At 68.9% G+C, this 14369-nt stretch carries 12 protein-coding genes; 4 read left to right on the top strand and 8 right to left on the bottom strand.

The window, feature by feature from the left end; all coding sequences use genetic code 11:
- The 6 genes from JWQ81_RS19275 to JWQ81_RS19300 form a co-directional block, all read right to left on the bottom strand.
- Positions 1-626, bottom strand: a 626-nt coding sequence (locus JWQ81_RS19275; protein ID WP_297543435.1) for a DUF222 domain-containing protein, incomplete at its 3' end; no start/stop codon positions are given.
- Between the two features lie 715 nt (positions 627-1341).
- Positions 1342-1611 carry a hypothetical protein gene (locus JWQ81_RS19280; protein WP_297543437.1) on the bottom strand — a complete coding sequence of 90 codons (270 nt, stop codon included), beginning with the start codon at positions 1609-1611 and terminating at the stop codon, positions 1342-1344.
- Positions 1612-1882: 271 nt separating this feature from the next.
- On the bottom strand, positions 1883-2695 hold the full coding sequence (locus JWQ81_RS19285) for an aldo/keto reductase (RefSeq protein ID WP_297543439.1): 813 nt from the start codon (positions 2693-2695) through the stop codon (positions 1883-1885).
- Positions 2696-2722: 27 nt separating this feature from the next.
- Positions 2723-3862 carry a HAMP domain-containing sensor histidine kinase gene (locus tag JWQ81_RS19290; protein ID WP_297543441.1) on the bottom strand — a complete coding sequence of 380 codons (1140 nt, stop codon included), beginning with the start codon at positions 3860-3862 and terminating at the stop codon, positions 2723-2725.
- The gene (locus JWQ81_RS19295) at positions 3859-4533 is read right to left on the bottom strand and encodes a response regulator transcription factor (protein WP_297543443.1); all 675 of its coding nucleotides are present in this window, start codon (positions 4531-4533) and stop codon (positions 3859-3861) included. Before JWQ81_RS19295 ends, JWQ81_RS19290 begins: the two co-directional genes overlap by 4 nt.
- A 44-nt stretch (positions 4534-4577) precedes the next feature.
- A complete protein-coding gene (locus tag JWQ81_RS19300) occupies positions 4578-6089 on the bottom strand; it encodes a PucR family transcriptional regulator (protein ID WP_297543445.1) in 1512 nt (503 codons plus the stop codon).
- A gap of 97 nt (positions 6090-6186) precedes the next feature.
- Between JWQ81_RS19300 and JWQ81_RS19305 the strand changes: the two genes are divergently transcribed.
- Genes JWQ81_RS19305 through JWQ81_RS19320 form a run of 4 tightly spaced genes read left to right on the top strand, consistent with a single transcriptional unit; the run spans position 6187 to position 11709 of the window.
- Positions 6187-7668 (top strand): sodium:solute symporter, encoded by a 1482-nt coding sequence (locus tag JWQ81_RS19305; RefSeq protein WP_297543447.1) that lies wholly within the window; start codon positions 6187-6189, stop codon positions 7666-7668.
- A 29-nt stretch (positions 7669-7697) separates the two neighbouring features.
- Entirely contained in the window at positions 7698-8648 is a 951-nt protein-coding gene (gene speB, locus JWQ81_RS19310) for an agmatinase (protein ID WP_297543449.1), read from the top strand.
- Positions 8645-10309, top strand: a complete 1665-nt coding sequence (locus tag JWQ81_RS19315; protein ID WP_297543451.1) for a thiamine pyrophosphate-binding protein — start codon at positions 8645-8647, stop codon at positions 10307-10309. The genes speB and JWQ81_RS19315 overlap by 4 nt, the downstream gene beginning before the upstream one ends.
- On the top strand, positions 10306-11709 hold the full coding sequence (locus tag JWQ81_RS19320; protein WP_297543453.1) for an aminobutyraldehyde dehydrogenase: 1404 nt from the start codon (positions 10306-10308) through the stop codon (positions 11707-11709). The genes JWQ81_RS19315 and JWQ81_RS19320 overlap by 4 nt, the downstream gene beginning before the upstream one ends.
- Before the next feature lie 167 nt (positions 11710-11876).
- Here the strand turns inward: JWQ81_RS19320 and JWQ81_RS19325 are convergent, their stop codons facing one another.
- Positions 11877-12200, bottom strand: coding sequence for a PH domain-containing protein (locus tag JWQ81_RS19325; RefSeq protein WP_297543455.1), 324 nt, complete (start codon positions 12198-12200; stop codon positions 11877-11879).
- Positions 12201-12260: 60 nt separating this feature from the next.
- Positions 12261-14168 carry a 1-deoxy-D-xylulose-5-phosphate synthase gene (gene dxs, locus JWQ81_RS19330; protein WP_297543457.1) on the bottom strand — a complete coding sequence of 636 codons (1908 nt, stop codon included), beginning with the start codon at positions 14166-14168 and terminating at the stop codon, positions 12261-12263.
- Positions 14169-14369: the final 201 nt, after the last annotated feature.

Raw genomic sequence — 14369 nt, forward strand, 5'->3', positions numbered from 1 at the left:
AGTTGGGCGTAGGCGAGGTTGTCGAGCTTGCCTTTGAGGGTCGCGGACCCGTCACGGTGCTCTTGGAACGACAACTCCCGCTCCGGTCTCTCCGGCGGATCCTTCGGCTCCGGCCCATCCGGATCCACCGTGTCCAACAGCCGGTCGCCGGCCTTCTTCACCTCGACCGGGGACGCGTTAACGGCGAGGTTGACCAGGATTTTCTCCGCCGCCACCCGATCCTCCTCCGACACCGTCGCAGGCATGGCCGTCATCGTTTTCACGATCACGTCCACATGCGCGGGAGTGAGGACACCGGCCAGTGCCGCAAGACCGGTCAGGGGTGCGACTGCGGGAATCTCTGTCCCGTCGATGGCGTACAAGGAGTTGGTGCCGCGGGCACGGACCACGATCTGACGTGCTGCGGGCTCGGCCATCCCCGTTGTATGCATCAGCCACTGCACCGCCGAGTTGTACTGGTGAGTCGCCTTGATGCCATCAGTCTCGGTTTTGGTGACCACGAGCCCCAGCAACGCCGTGTACCGGTTCATCTCCCGGGTGATCACGCGGGCGTACTCGACCAGCGTCGCCGGATCCGCACGCCGGATATCGGCGGGATCAGGGAGGGTGATCGTTACGCTGGGCACTCCTTTATTCTACTACGGATCGAACGTTTATTCGGAACACGTTCAGGTGATACACACTATCGCGGAACGTAGTCATCGAATATTCGGAAAGGCTGCCACCGCAACGAAATACGCCCGCTCGCCGCCTGCAACTGCTTGCCACGTCACTCACGCATACACCAGGCAAACGAGCCCGGTTGCTTAACGTGAGTGGCGAACTGCGCACGGCGTTTCACTTACGTTGGATGCAAAGAACGTCCCTTTCACCCCTGGCGGCAACACCCCACCCACACCACCAGCGGCAGGATGCGGCCCGCCGATCCGGTCCCTGTGCCGCAGGCGCCCCGGCCTTGCTGCCCTAGACCGGAACTCCGCACGACAAGCAATCCAACACAGCACAGCGCTCCCTTGAACGCCAATCCCTTGAACGCCAGGGTGTCGGGGGTGGTCGAGGCGGCGGGTTCGGCAGCTCGTCCGTAGCCTCGCGGACCGGCCCAGCAGTCACATCACCAGCAGCACGGCGTGACAGGCCCTCAGGACCGCTCGGCGTTCACCCGCCGGCCCCGGTCCTCGCTGCCGTAAACAGGACCTGCCGCACCAGCCAGCCCTCCACATTCCAGGCAGCGGCGTTCAACGCCACTGGTGTGGCCCTGAGCGGACTCGCACACCGCGAGCCGTCAGACAGGTATGACCTGTACCAGCCGCTCAAGTCCGTTGAAGTCAGCGGCATTGCGTGTCAACAGGGGCAGTGTTCACGCAGGTATCGAGCACAACGCGACCAACCATCAGCTCGGCTCGCCGAGATCATCCGGGCCGAAGACTTCGTCATCAGCTGCCCGATCACTGTTCCATTTGGCGAGATCAACCGACGGCAAGGCGCGAAAGTCGGCTTGAGCCCTGGCCAACGTCCGCGCGGCCCGTCGGTCGCCTGATGCGGCACAAGATCAGCGACAGGCTTCCCATTCCGAGTCACCGTGAAGCTCTCACCTGCCTCGACACGGCGCATGATCTCCGCGTTGTCGTTGCGCAGCCTTCCCGATGTGCTAAGTGTGCGCTACCGACCTCAGATCGCTGTGGTCGCTAGGGCTGTGGCCACTCGCCACTCGCCGGGCATGGTTTCGCGGCCGGTCGCGCATCGTCGACGAAGTCGGAGTCCGCGATGGAATCGACACCGGTCGCCGAGGGGAACTGAGCGCGCAGCTCGACCGCCCACTGCTTCACGTTGACCGAGGACACCGGTGATGACGGCCGGCGAGGACGCGACGTCGCCCGGGCGGTCAGCCGCGGGATTGGGAGCCGACATGGCGGCCGGCGTCCAGGGCCGCGATGGCGGCGAGGTCGTCGGTGTCGAGGGCGAAGTCGAACAGCGCGATGTTCTCCGCGATGCGGTGCGGGGTCACGGACTTCGGGATCACGGCGTGGCCGTTCTCGACGTGCCAACGCAGGACGACCTGCGCCGGGGTCTTCCCATGTTTGGCGGCGATCGCCAGAATCGTCTCGTTGTCGAACAGCTTCCCGCGGGCGAGGGGGCTCCAGGCCTGCGTGGCGATCCCGGTGCGGCGGTGGAAGTCGACGAGCGCGGACCGCTGCAGCCACGGGTGCAGCTCGACCTGGTTGACCGCCGGAACAACGCCCGTCTCGTCCAGCAGGCGGGCCAGGTGTTCCTCGCCGAAGTTCGACACACCGATCGCGCGTGCCCGGCCGTCGGCGAGGATCTTGCCCAGCGCCCGCCACGTCTGGACATACCGGTCGGCGCTCGGTACGGGCCAGTGGATCAGATACAAGTCGACCTGGTCCAGTGCCAACTCGCCGAGACTCCGGTCGAAGGCGCGCAAGGCTTCGTCGTAACCATGGTCGGTGTTCCACAGCTTGGTCGTGACGAACACGTCCTCACGCGCAAGGCCGCTCGATCGGACTGCTTCGCCGACGCCACGCTCGTTCGCGTAGAGCGTCGCTGTGTCGACGCAGCGGTAGCCCGCATCGAACGCTGTCCGAACCGCCGCCCCGACCTCGTCGTCAGGGATCTTGTAGACCCCGAAACCGACCTGTGGCAGGGACACGCCGGGCGAGAGTTCGATCGCGGGAACCATGCCAGCACGGTAACCCGGCGCCCGGATTCAGCGCAGTGCGGGCAGGTGCACGGTCACCGACAGCCCGCCGCCGACCACCGGCTCGGCCGACACCGAACCTCCGTGTGCCTGGACGGCGGCACGCACGATGGACAGCCCGAGCCCGGCGCCCGAACGCGCCGTCCTCGCGACGCCCGCCCGGCGGAACGGCTCGAACAGCTCCGGCACGATGGCCGGGTCCAGCAGCCCGCCGGACGAGCGAACACGCAAGGTGGACCACTGCGGCCCGGCGACGGTCGCGACGTCGATCCAGCCGCCATCGACGTTGTGCCGTACGGCGTTCTCCAGCAGGTTCCCCGCGACGCGCTCCAGCAACGCGGAATCTCCGAAAGTCGCCGCCGACGCCGTGGCGAACTCCGCGCGGATACTGCGTTTCGCGGCTTCGGCGTCAACGGCCGACCACGCGCTCGCGACCAGCACGGCGAGGTCGACCGGTTCCCCCGTGACAAGTCCGGCGCCATCCGTCCGCGCGAGCAGCAGCAGCGACCCGACGAGCTGGCCCGCCCGATCGGTCGCTTCGCGCACAACCCTCGCCATGCGGCGGAATTCGGCTTCGTCGGCGTCGTCGTCGGCCAGGGTGACGTCCAACTCGGTTCTGATGACGGACAGCGGGGTGCGCAGCTCATGGCTCGCGTTCGCGACGAAATGGCGCTGCGCTTCGAACGCGGCCTGGAGCCTGTCCAGCATGTCGTCGAAAGTGCCGGCGAGCTCGGACAGCTCGTCCTTCGAGCGGATCGGCCCGATCCGCTCGCCCATCGACTCGATCGACAGCCGACGTGCCGCACCGGTGATCTCCCGCAGCGGCCGCAGCACACGGGACGTGAACGTCCACGCCAGGATCGCGGCGGCCGCGACGACGAAGAAGAACGCGAGGGAACCGAACAGCAGCACCTTGTCCCGGGCGTGGGCGCGCAGATGATCGGCCAGCGCCGAAGCGTCGACGTCGACGCCGTCGACGCGCACCAGCGTGCCCGGCGGCATCTGCGGCACCGCGGACACCGAATCGCCGACCAGCGTCCACGCGAGCCAGAGCAGGAGCAAGCTCACCCCGGCGACCAGCCCGGTCGCCAGCAGGGTGATGCGGGCGCGCAGACCGCGCACCGAAAGCAGCCTGGCCCCGCCGCTCACCCGGCTTTTTTACCGTCGGGAACCCGGTACCCCGAGCCCACCACGGTCTCGATGATGCCCGGTTCGCCCAGCTTCTTCCGCAAGGTCATCACCGTGACGCGGACGGTCGTGGTGAACGGGTCGGCGTTCTCGTCCCACACCCGCTCGAGCAGTTCCTCACTGCTCACCACCGAACCACCGGCCGACAGCAGCACCTCGAGGACGCCGAACTCCTTGCGGGTGAGCTCGATCGGACCGCTCGTACGGCGCACCGTGCGCTTGGCCGGGTCGAGTTCGACGTCGCCCGCGGTCAGCAGTGGCGGCGCTGCCGGCGTGGCGCGGCGCCCGAGCGCGCGCACCCGCGCGACCAGCTCGGGGAACGCGAACGGCTTGGCCAGGTAGTCGTCGGCGCCCAGGGACAGGCCGTCGACCCGGTCGGACACCGAACTGCTCGCGGTCAGCATCAGCACGCGGGTGAGTTCGCCGGACGCGACGATCTCCTGGCAGAGCTCGTCCCCGGACATCCCGGGGAGGTCACGGTCGAGCAGCACGACGTCATACCGGGTCACGGTTGCCTTTTCGTGGCCGTCGTCACCGTTCAACGCGATGTCGACCGCCATCCCCTCCCGGCGCAGTCCACGCGCGATCGCGTCGGCGAGGGGCTCTTCGTCTTCCACTACAAGAATGCGCACGTCACCAAGGTGCCACAGTTTCCTGAGAGTGGCCTTTAAGGACATTATTGATCAGCCCAGCGCAGGGCGAACCAGAGCTCCATCCGCACCTCCGGGTCCGCCAGGTCGACGCCGAGAGCACGCTCGGCCTGCCCGATCCGGTGCCGGACGCTGTTGCGGTGCACGCCGAGCTCGGCGGCCGTGCGGTCCCAGCCGCCGTGCTGGGCGAGCCAGGATCGCAGGGTGGGCGCCAGATCGCCGTCCCTCACCCGATCGAGTTCGAGCAGCGGCCCCAGCAGGCGCGCAGCGAACTCGCCCGCCGCTACGGGCGCGACGACGTCGGCAAGTCTCAGACCGGACGCCGAAGCGGTCACCGGGCGGTCCAGCGACCGAGCCCGCCGCAGCAGCGTCTCGACCTCGGCCCAACCCGCAGGCAACCGCGACGCCGGCCCAGCGCTGCCGACGACGGTCAGCCAGCCTTCGCCGCGAAGCTCGTCGAGCGCGTCCGCGTCCGGCGCTACCGCGGCGATCGCGACGAACCTGAGGCCCGGGAGCACCTGGACCAGCGGAGTGTCGAGCCGCGCGCGCAGCCAGTCGTAGCGGACGGCGACCTCGCTGGGCCCGCGCCGCCGCGCGACGCCCGCGACCACGCGGCACTCGGCCGTTCCGAACAGTTCAGGCAGCACGGCGTCGACCTCGGAACGACCGAGCAGCAACGCCGTCGCGGCGGCGCCCAGCTCGGCGGCGTCGGATCCCGCGCGGCCGACCAGCCCGAGCAGTCCGGCACCCAGTGCGACGATCGTGCGATCGGTGCCGTCGAACCGCCGCTCACGGCCGACGACGAGCAGCGGCGACGACGCGGCCTGCGGATGCACCGGCTGGGCGACGACGACCGTGCCGTCGGCCAGTTCCGTCGTCGCGCTGCGGATACCGGTGCCCGAACGCAGTGTTTCGAGCAGTTCACGGACCGCTTCCGGCAGTGGCGCCGGAGCCCGGTTCCCGGCCGCGAGCTCACCCGAAGGGTCGACGAGCGCGACCCAACCGCCGGTTCGGGCCGACAACGTCGTCGCGAGCTCACCGAGTCCGCGACCAGCGGCTCGTGTCAGCGCCTCCCTGGCGTCGGAGACCAGGCGCTGCTCGCGCCGGCTCGCCTCACTGAGCGCGACGGCGACCGCGCGGCAGATCGCCAGGAACGGCGTCGACGGCGGCACGACCAGCAACGGCACGCCGTGCCGGATGCAGGACTGCCGCAGGGCAGGCGGCAGCGTTTCGTGCAGCGGCGGCGTGAGCCCGAAGCCGAGCGCGGTGATCCCACTGGTTCGGAGGCGACGCACGTAGAGATCGACTTCGCGGGCATTGTCCGGCAGGTTCACGGCGGCGGTGAGCAGCAGCTCGGCCCCGAGGAGGTACGGCGCGGGGTCGAGGAGCTCGCTGACATGGGCCCAGCGGACGGGCAGGTCCAGCGCGCCGGGGCGCAGGGTCTCGGCGACGACGTCCAGCGCGAGCTCCGAGTTGCCCAGAACCGCCCGTAACGGGACATTCACTTCGGCGTCGAACGAATCGAGGTTTGTGGTCATTTCAACCCAAGGATACGTCGGAATGGGTCAGATTGTCCCATGTCTCTGCGTGCTTCGGTGAACCTACGGTGACCCCACAACGAAGATTGGAGGCACCGTGGCCGGTGATTACGCGGTGATCGCGGTGTACATCGCGGGAATGCTCGGGGTCGGCTGGATCGGCCTGCGGCTCGCCAAGACCAAGTCCGACTACCTCGTCGCGGGCCGGCGACTCGGCTGGTTCATGTACTCCGGCACGATGTCGGCGGTCGTCCTCGGCGGCGCGTCGACGGTCGGCGGGGTCAAGCTCGGCTACCAGTTCGGCGTCTCCGGCGCGTGGCTGGTGATCACCATCGGGATCGGCATCCTGGTGCTGCACGCCGGGTTCGCCCGGAGGCTGGTGAAGCTTCGCGTCTACACCGTCGGCGAGATGCTCGACCTCCGCTACGGCGGGTCCACCAGCGCCATCTCGGGCGTGGTGATGTGGGCGTACACGTTGATGCTGACGGTGACCTCGACGCTCGCGTTCGCGACGATCTTCAAGGTGCTGTTCAACGTCGACAACTGGATCGGGATCGGCATCGGCGGGTCGATCGTGGTGCTCTACTCGGTCCTCGGCGGCATGTGGTCGATCACGCTGACCGACATCGTGCAGTTCGTCATCAAGACCATCGGCATCCTGTTCATCCTGTTGCCGGTCGCGATTCACTCGGCAGGCGGCTTCAGCGGCATGCGGGCACGCCTGGACGAGAGCTACTTCCAGTTCACCGCGATCGGCGGCGGCACGATCTTCACCTACGTGCTGATCTACAGCTTCGGCCTGCTGATCGGCCAGGACATCTGGCAGCGCGTGTTCACCGCCCGGACCCCGCGGGTCGCCACCGGTGGCGGCATCATCTCCGGCGTCTACTGCCTGGTCTACGCCGTAGCGGGCGCGCTGATCGGCACCGCCGCGAAGTCGCTCTACCCGGATCTCGGCAGCGCGCAGGACGCCTTCGCGACCATCGTCGAACGCCTGTTGCCGACCGGAGTCCGCGGGCTGGTGCTGGCCGCGGCGCTGTCGGCGATGATGTCGACGGCGAGCGGCGCGCTGATCGCGTGCTCCACGGTGAGCACGTCCGACCTGCTCAGCAAGCTGGGGCTGAAGGGCTCCGGCAAGGATCCCGAGGCGGACGTCAACGGCAACCGGTGGACCACGCTGGTGCTGGGCCTGCTCGCGATCGGCATCGCGATGGTGGTGACCGATGTCGTCAACGCGCTGACCATCGCCTACAACATCCTGGTCGGCGGCCTGCTGGTGGCGATCCTCGGCGCGCTGTTCTGGAAGCGCGGCAACCGCGTCGGCGCGCTCTCGTCGATGATCACCGGCACCGTCGTGGTCGTCGCGTTCATGGTCATCGACGGGATGGAAGCCAACTCGCCGATCTACTACGGCCTCGGCTCGAGCCTGGTCGCGTACGTCGTGGGCAGCCTGCTCAGTCCGCGCACGCCGGACTCCGTCATAAGCGTGTGGAACCGGCGGCTGAAGGGCAGCGCCGTCGAAGAAGAAGAAGAAGAAGAAGAAGCAGCAGCAGCAGCACTCGCCGCTGTGAAAGCCTGAACCCCAACCAAGAAGAGAGAGCAGCAAAAGTGAGTAACGCCCCGATCGGCCCGACCGACGCGTCGAAGGTGCCCCGCTACGCGGGCTTCGCGACGTTCGCACGGCTGCCGAGGATGGACCAGGTCGAGCATGCGGACATCGCCGTGCTCGGCGTGCCGTTCGACGCGGGCGTGTCGTACCGGCCGGGCGCGCGGTTCGGCCCGGCCGCGGTGCGCGAGGCGAGCCGGCTGCTGCGTCCGTACAACCCCGGCCTCGACGTCTCGCCGTTCGAGGGCACGCAGGTCGTCGACGCCGGTGATGTCGCGCTCAACCCGTACAACATCGGCGAAGCGATCGAGACGCTGCAGCAGGAGGCCGAAACGCTCACCGCGGGCGACACCAAACTGGTGACCGTCGGCGGTGACCACACCATCGCGCTGCCGCTGCTGCGCGCGGCGGCGAAGAAGCACGGCCCGGTGGCGCTGCTGCATTTCGACGCGCACCTCGACACCTGGGACACCTACTTCGGCGAGCCGTACACCCATGGCACGCCGTTCCGGCGGGCGTCGGAGGAAGGCATCCTCGACACCAGCGCGCTCTCGCACGTCGGCACGCGCGGTCCGCTGTACGGCAAGCGCGACCTCGAAGAGGACCGGCGGCTCGGCTTCGGCATCATCACCTCCGGTGACGTCCTGCGCCGTGGCGTCGACGAGACGATCGACGCGCTCCGCCAGCGAGTCGGCGATCGTCCGCTGTACGTCTCAGTGGACATCGACGTCCTCGACCCCGCCCACGCGCCGGGCACCGGCACCCCCGAAGCAGGGGGGCTGACCAGCCGAGAGCTGCTGGAAATCCTGCGCGGACTGCGGGACTGCAACCTGATCGGCGCCGATGTCGTCGAGCTCGCCCCGGCATACGATCACGCGGAGATCACCGCCGTCGCGGCTTCGCACGTGGCGTATGACCTGGTGAGTCTGCTGAGCCTGAGGAAGGGCGCATGACGGTTCTGGAACCACCGCGGCGGATCGGCGGCGACGTCGTCGTCGAAACCCTGCGCGCGCTCGGCGCGGACACCGTGTTCGGTCTCCCCGGCCAGCACGCGCTCGGGCTGTTCGAAGCCCTGCGACGCGCACCCGACCTGGCGCTGATCAGCTCGCGGGTGGAGAACAACCTCGCGTTCGCCGCCGACGGGTTCGCTCGCGCACGCCTCGCCGGCGATTCGGACGATCCGGTGCCGGTCACCCCGATGATCGTGTCGACGGGCCCGGGCGCGCTGCTGACGCTGGCGTCGCTGCAGGAGTCACGCGCCGCGTCGGTGCCGGTGCTGGGCATCTCCAGCCAGATCCCGGTCGCCGGGCTCGGCGGCGGACGGCACGGGTACCTCCACGAGCTCCCTGACCAGCAGGCGAGCTTCTCGGGCATCGTCAAGTCCGTCCACGTCGTCCGTACCGTGAGCCAGATCCCGACCGCGCTGCGCGAAGCATGGACGTCGGCGTCGACCGCGCCGTTCGGCCCGGTGTGGGTCGAAATCCCGCAGGACGTGCTGCTCGAAGAGACCACACTGCCGCGGATCACCTCGGCCACAGCGACCCCCGCCCCGCTGGAACCGCTGCCCGAGCTCATCGCCGCGGCAGCCGAACTCCTTGGCGAGGCAAGGAATCCGGTGATCCTCGCCGGAGGCGGCGCGCAGCGGTCTCGCACTTACATCGAGCTGAAGGCACTCGCCGAGGCCCTGCGCGCGCCCGTGCTCTCGACGTTCGGTGGCAAGGGCATTTTCGACTGGGACCACGAGCTGTCCGGCCAGTCCTGGCTGGAGGACTGGCACTCGACGGAGTTCCTCGCCGACGCGGATGTCTTGCTGGTACTGGGTTCCGGGCTCGGTGAGCTGTCGAGCAACTACCGGGAATTCGCGCCGCGCGGGAAGGTCATCCAGGTCGAGGCCGATCTCGGGAAGCTGGAATCCAACTACCCGGCGCTGGGTATCCACGCCGACGTCAAGCTCGCGGTGGAAGCGCTGCTGGAATGGGTGCCGATCCGGAAGTCCGACGGCCGCGCCGAAAAGGCCGTCGCCGAGCTGCTCGGTAAGGTGGGCGACCGACTCGACGCGCAGCCCCTCGACGTCGAGCGCAAGCTGCTCGCGGACATCCGGGCCGCGGTTCCGGACGGCGTGCAGACGTTCTGGGACATGACGATCGCCGCGTACTGGGCGTGGTCGGTGTGGAACCCCGACCACGCGCCGATCCACTCCGCGCAGGGTGCCGGCGGGCTGGGCTACGGCCTGCCCGGTGCCCTCGGCGGCGCGGCGGCCACGGGCGGCGCCACGCTGGCGGTGTCCGGCGACGGCGGCGCGATGTACGGCCTCGCGGAGCTCGCGACGGCCGTCCAGCACCAACTCGACGTCACCTGGCTGATCGTCGACGACGGCGGTTACGGCATCCTGCGCGAGTACCTGACCGGCGCGTTCGGCCAATCGACCGCGACCGAACTGGCCCGGCCCGACTTCGTCGCGCTGGCGAAGTCGTTCGGGGTGCCGGCGAATCTGTCCACTTTGGACACCGTCGGCGCCGACCTCGCCGAGGCGCTGCGCACGCCAGGCCCCCACGTCGTCGTGCTTCCCGCGCTGCTGAAGATGTTCGAGCCGACCCACTTGGAGAAATCATGACGGTCCTGAACTTCGTCGACTCGCGGGAGGTTCCGGCCGCCGGCGGGCGGACGCTCGACCTGGTGGACCCGGCGACCGGCGAGGTGTCCGGCAGCAGCGTGCTGTCCGAGGAAGCCGACGTCGACGCCGCGCTCGAAGCGGCCGCGCGGGCGTTCGCCGTGTGGCGCAAAAGCACGCCGGCACAACGGCAGCTGGCATTGCTGAAGATCGCCGACGCCGTCGAGGCGCGCGCGGAAGAGTTCGCGGACGCCGAAGTCGCCGAGACCGGCAAGATCCGGCAGGTCGTCCTGGACGAAGAAATCCCGGAAAGCGTCAGCGCCCTGCGGTTCTTCGCGGGCGCCGCGCGGAACCTCGACGGCACCGCCGCGGGCGAGTACGCGGTCGGGCACACCTCGGTGATCCGCCGCGAGCCGATCGGGGTGTGCGCGCAGATCGCGCCGTGGAACTACCCGCTGATGATGGGCGTGTGGAAGATCGCCCCGGCACTGGCCGCGGGCAACACCGTGGTGCTCAAGCCGGCCGAAACGACCCCGAGCACGGCCGTGCTGCTGGCGAAGGTCGCGGCGGAGTTCCTGCCGCAGGGCGCGTTCAACGTGCTGTGCGGTGACCGCGACACCGGCCGTGCGCTGGTGCGGCACCCGATCACCGAGCTCGTGTCGATCACCGGGTCCACCCGCGCCGGTATCGACGTGGCCACGGTGGCCGCCGCCGACCTCAAGCGCACGCACCTCGAACTCGGCGGCAACGCACCGCTGCTGGTCTTCGACGACGTCGACCTGGCCGAAGCCGCGGAAGGGATCGTGGGCGCCGCGTTCTACAACGCCGGGCAGGACTGCACCGCGGGCAGCCGGGTGCTCGTCCACGAGTCGATCCACGACGCGTTCGTCGCCGAGCTGACGAAGGTCGCCGCCGGTAACACCGCGGGCGTCGACTTCGGCCCGCTCAACAGTGCCGCCCAGTTCGACCGGGTCCGCGGACTGCTGGCACGGCTGCCTTCGCACGCTCGACTCGAGACCGGCGGCAAGCCCGCGTCCGAGCGGGGGTTCTTCTTCGCTCCCACGGTCGTTTCCGGCTTGCGCCAGGACGACGAAATCGTGCAGGAGGAGATCTTCGGGCCGGTCATCACCGTGCAGTCCTTCGCCGACGAGACCGAAGCGCTGGCGCTCGCCAACGGCGTCCCGTACGGCCTGGCGTCCTCGGTGTGGACCAACGACCACTCGCGGGCCGTCCGGGTGTCCGGCGAGCTGGACTTCGGCTGCGTCTGGGTCAACACGCACGGGCCACTGGTCGCGGAAATGCCGCACGGCGGCTTCGGCCTCAGCGGCCACGCCAAGGACCTCTCGGCCTACGCGTTCGCCGAGTACACCCGCGTGAAGCACGTCATGACGCGCTGGGGTTAGTCCCAGCGGCTCGCGGCGGCGGTCCAGGAAGCCCGGCGCTGCCGCTGGTCGTCAGCAGTGAGGTCGCGAAGGCGTTGATGTGAAGCGCGGAATCAACGACGTCGCTCGGAGCCGCACGGTCCGGCACCGACCGACGATCGAGATCACGCCCCGGGTCGCTGCGACGGTCACCGCTGCTCGACCGCCACGTACCACCACACCCGGCCCCGACCGGCTTTCATGCTGTGCACGGAGAACCCGCTGATTTCCGACCAGGGCAGCCGTCGGGTGCGGAACGCGTTGCGCACCTGGAGCCCTTGGTCGTCGACAACCAACCGCTGCCGGACCGCCGTGACGACCAGAAGAAGGCACAGAGCCGAAACGCCCCACCAGCTCAGGCGCCAAGCCAGTGCCCCGCCCCCGTGCAGATGCTCCTCTCGCACGCCGAAAGCCCCGGCGAAAGCCAGCACACCCGCGCAGAGGAACCCAGTGAATCCCTGGGAAACCGCCACACCGGTACCGCGAAATCTGCGCTCCGCCATGTCAGCTCAGAGACTTTCCGGCCATTGCGACTACGAGTCCTTGGCGAGTTCCTTGGTGGCGCCGAGGGTGGTCGACGCCCATTCGGTGACCTTGCGGGCGACGTCCTGGGCGGTGAGGCCGATCCGGGCGAGCACCTCGGCACGGGAACCGTGGGCGTGGAACTCCTGCGGCACGGCGAGATCCCGCAACGGGACGTCACATTCCGCGTCACGGAAGACGGCCGACAGTGCCGAACCGAAGCCGCCGTGACGTCCGCTGTCCTCGACCGTGACGACAAGCCGGTGCTGCTCGGCGAGCGCCACGAGCGCCGGCGGGACCGGGACGACCCAGCGCGGGTCGACGACGGTGACGCCGATGCCCTGGTCCGCGAGCCGGTCCGCGGCCGCGAGGCCCAGCGGGGCGAACGCACCGACGGCGATGAGCAGGACGTCCGCGTTGGTCCCGGAGGCCGGGCGACGCAGCACGTCGACAGCGCCGACACGCTCGACGGCTGGCACGGAGTCGATCACCGCGCCACGGGAGAACCGCAACGCACTGGGACCGTCCGAAATGGACACTGCCTCGCGCAGTTCTTCACGCAGGGTCTCGGCATCACGAGGTGCGGCAACCTTCATGCCCGGGATCATGCCCAGCAGCGACAGGTCCCACATGCCGTGGTGGCTCGGTCCGTCGGGTCCGGTGATGCCGGCGCGGTCGAGCACCAAGGTCACCGGCTGCTTGTGCAGCGCGACATCCATCAGCAGCTGGTCGAAAGCACGGTTGAGGAAGGTCGAGTACACCGCTACGACGGGGTGCATCCCGCCCATCGCGAGCCCGGCCGCCGAAGTCACCGCGTGCTGCTCGGCGATGCCGACGTCGAACCAGCGGTCCGGGAACGCGTCGGCGAACTTCTGCAGCCCGGTGGACCGCAGCATCGCCGCCGTGATGGCCACGACGTCCGCACGCTCGGCACCGATGAGGGCGAGCTCGTCGCCGAACACCCCGGTCCAGCTCAGGCCCTTGATGGGGGGCAGGCCCGTTTCCGGGTCGATCGGGTCGGTCTGGTGCATCTGGTCGTTCGCGTCGTTCACCGCGGGCGGGTAACCGTGGCCCTTTTCGGTGACCACGTGCACGATCACCGAACCGCCGAAGTCCCGCGCGCTCTGGAACGCCTTTTCCAGCGCCACGAGATCATGCCCGTCGACCGGGCCGAGGTACTTCAGCCCGAGGTCGGAGAACATCATCTGCGGGCTCAGCGCGTCCTTGATCCCGGCTTTCGCCGCATGCAGCGCCGCGTAGATCGGCTTGCCGACAACCGGCGTCCGCAGGAGCCGCGCACGACCGCGGTCGAGAAAGCGCTCGTACCCGGGCCTCAACCGCAGGGAGGCGAGGTGCTCGGCGAAACCGCCGATCGTCGGCGAGTACGACCGTCCGTTGTCGTTGATCACGATGACAACCGGGCGGGTGCGGTCGGCGGCGATGTTGTTGAGCGCCTCCCAGCACATACCGCCGGTCAGCGCGCCGTCACCGACGACGGCGATCGCGTGGCGACCACCGCCGGCGAGTCGGAACGCCTTCGCCAGGCCGTCCACGTACGACAACGCGGTGGAGGCGTGGCTGTTCTCGACGAAGTCGTGTTCGCTCTCGTCCCGCGCGGGATAACCGGTGACGCCGCCAGTCTGACGAAGCCGGTCGAAGCCGTCTTGCCGCCCGGTGATGATCTTGTGGACGTACGACTGGTGCCCCACGTCGAACACGATCGCGTCGGTCGGCGAATCGAAGACGCGGTGCAGCGCCATCGTCAGCTCGACGACGCCGAGGTTGGGCCCGAGATGCCCGCCCGCAAGCCGGACCTTGTCGACCAGGAAGTCCCGGATCTCGTCGGCCACCAGCTCCAGCCGGCCGTAGTCCATGCTCTTCAAGTCGGCCGGTCCGTGCACGGACTGCAGCAACGTCACACTCCACCTCGCCTGTTCCACTTGCCTGTTCGACTCGCCCGCGCTTCGCCCGGGACGTCCGCACAGTCTACGGAGCCCCGTCCAGTACGGCTGTCCCCCTTCGTGGTCGTCGCGACGCCGCGTAACAAGCGCGTTGGTTCCTTCGGCGCAATAATCACAACATGATCACGGCACCTCCTTGATCACTACGCAGCGAGATCG

The organism is Amycolatopsis sp., from assembly GCF_025464955.1.
In the GTDB taxonomy this organism is placed as follows: Bacteria; Actinomycetota; Actinomycetes; order Mycobacteriales; family Pseudonocardiaceae; genus Amycolatopsis.

Coding starts and splice junctions, on each gene's coding strand:
- JWQ81_RS19280 (WP_297543437.1), bottom strand. CDS start 1,611: ATGCGCCGTGTCGAGGCAGGTGAGAGCTTCACGGTGACTCGGAATGGG.
- JWQ81_RS19285 (WP_297543439.1), bottom strand. CDS start 2,695: ATGGTTCCCGCGATCGAACTCTCGCCCGGCGTGTCCCTGCCACAGGTC.
- JWQ81_RS19300 (WP_297543445.1), bottom strand. CDS start 6,089: ATGACCACAAACCTCGATTCGTTCGACGCCGAAGTGAATGTCCCGTTA.
- JWQ81_RS19315 (WP_297543451.1), top strand. CDS start 8,645: ATGACGGTTCTGGAACCACCGCGGCGGATCGGCGGCGACGTCGTCGTC.
- JWQ81_RS19320 (WP_297543453.1), top strand. CDS start 10,306: ATGACGGTCCTGAACTTCGTCGACTCGCGGGAGGTTCCGGCCGCCGGC.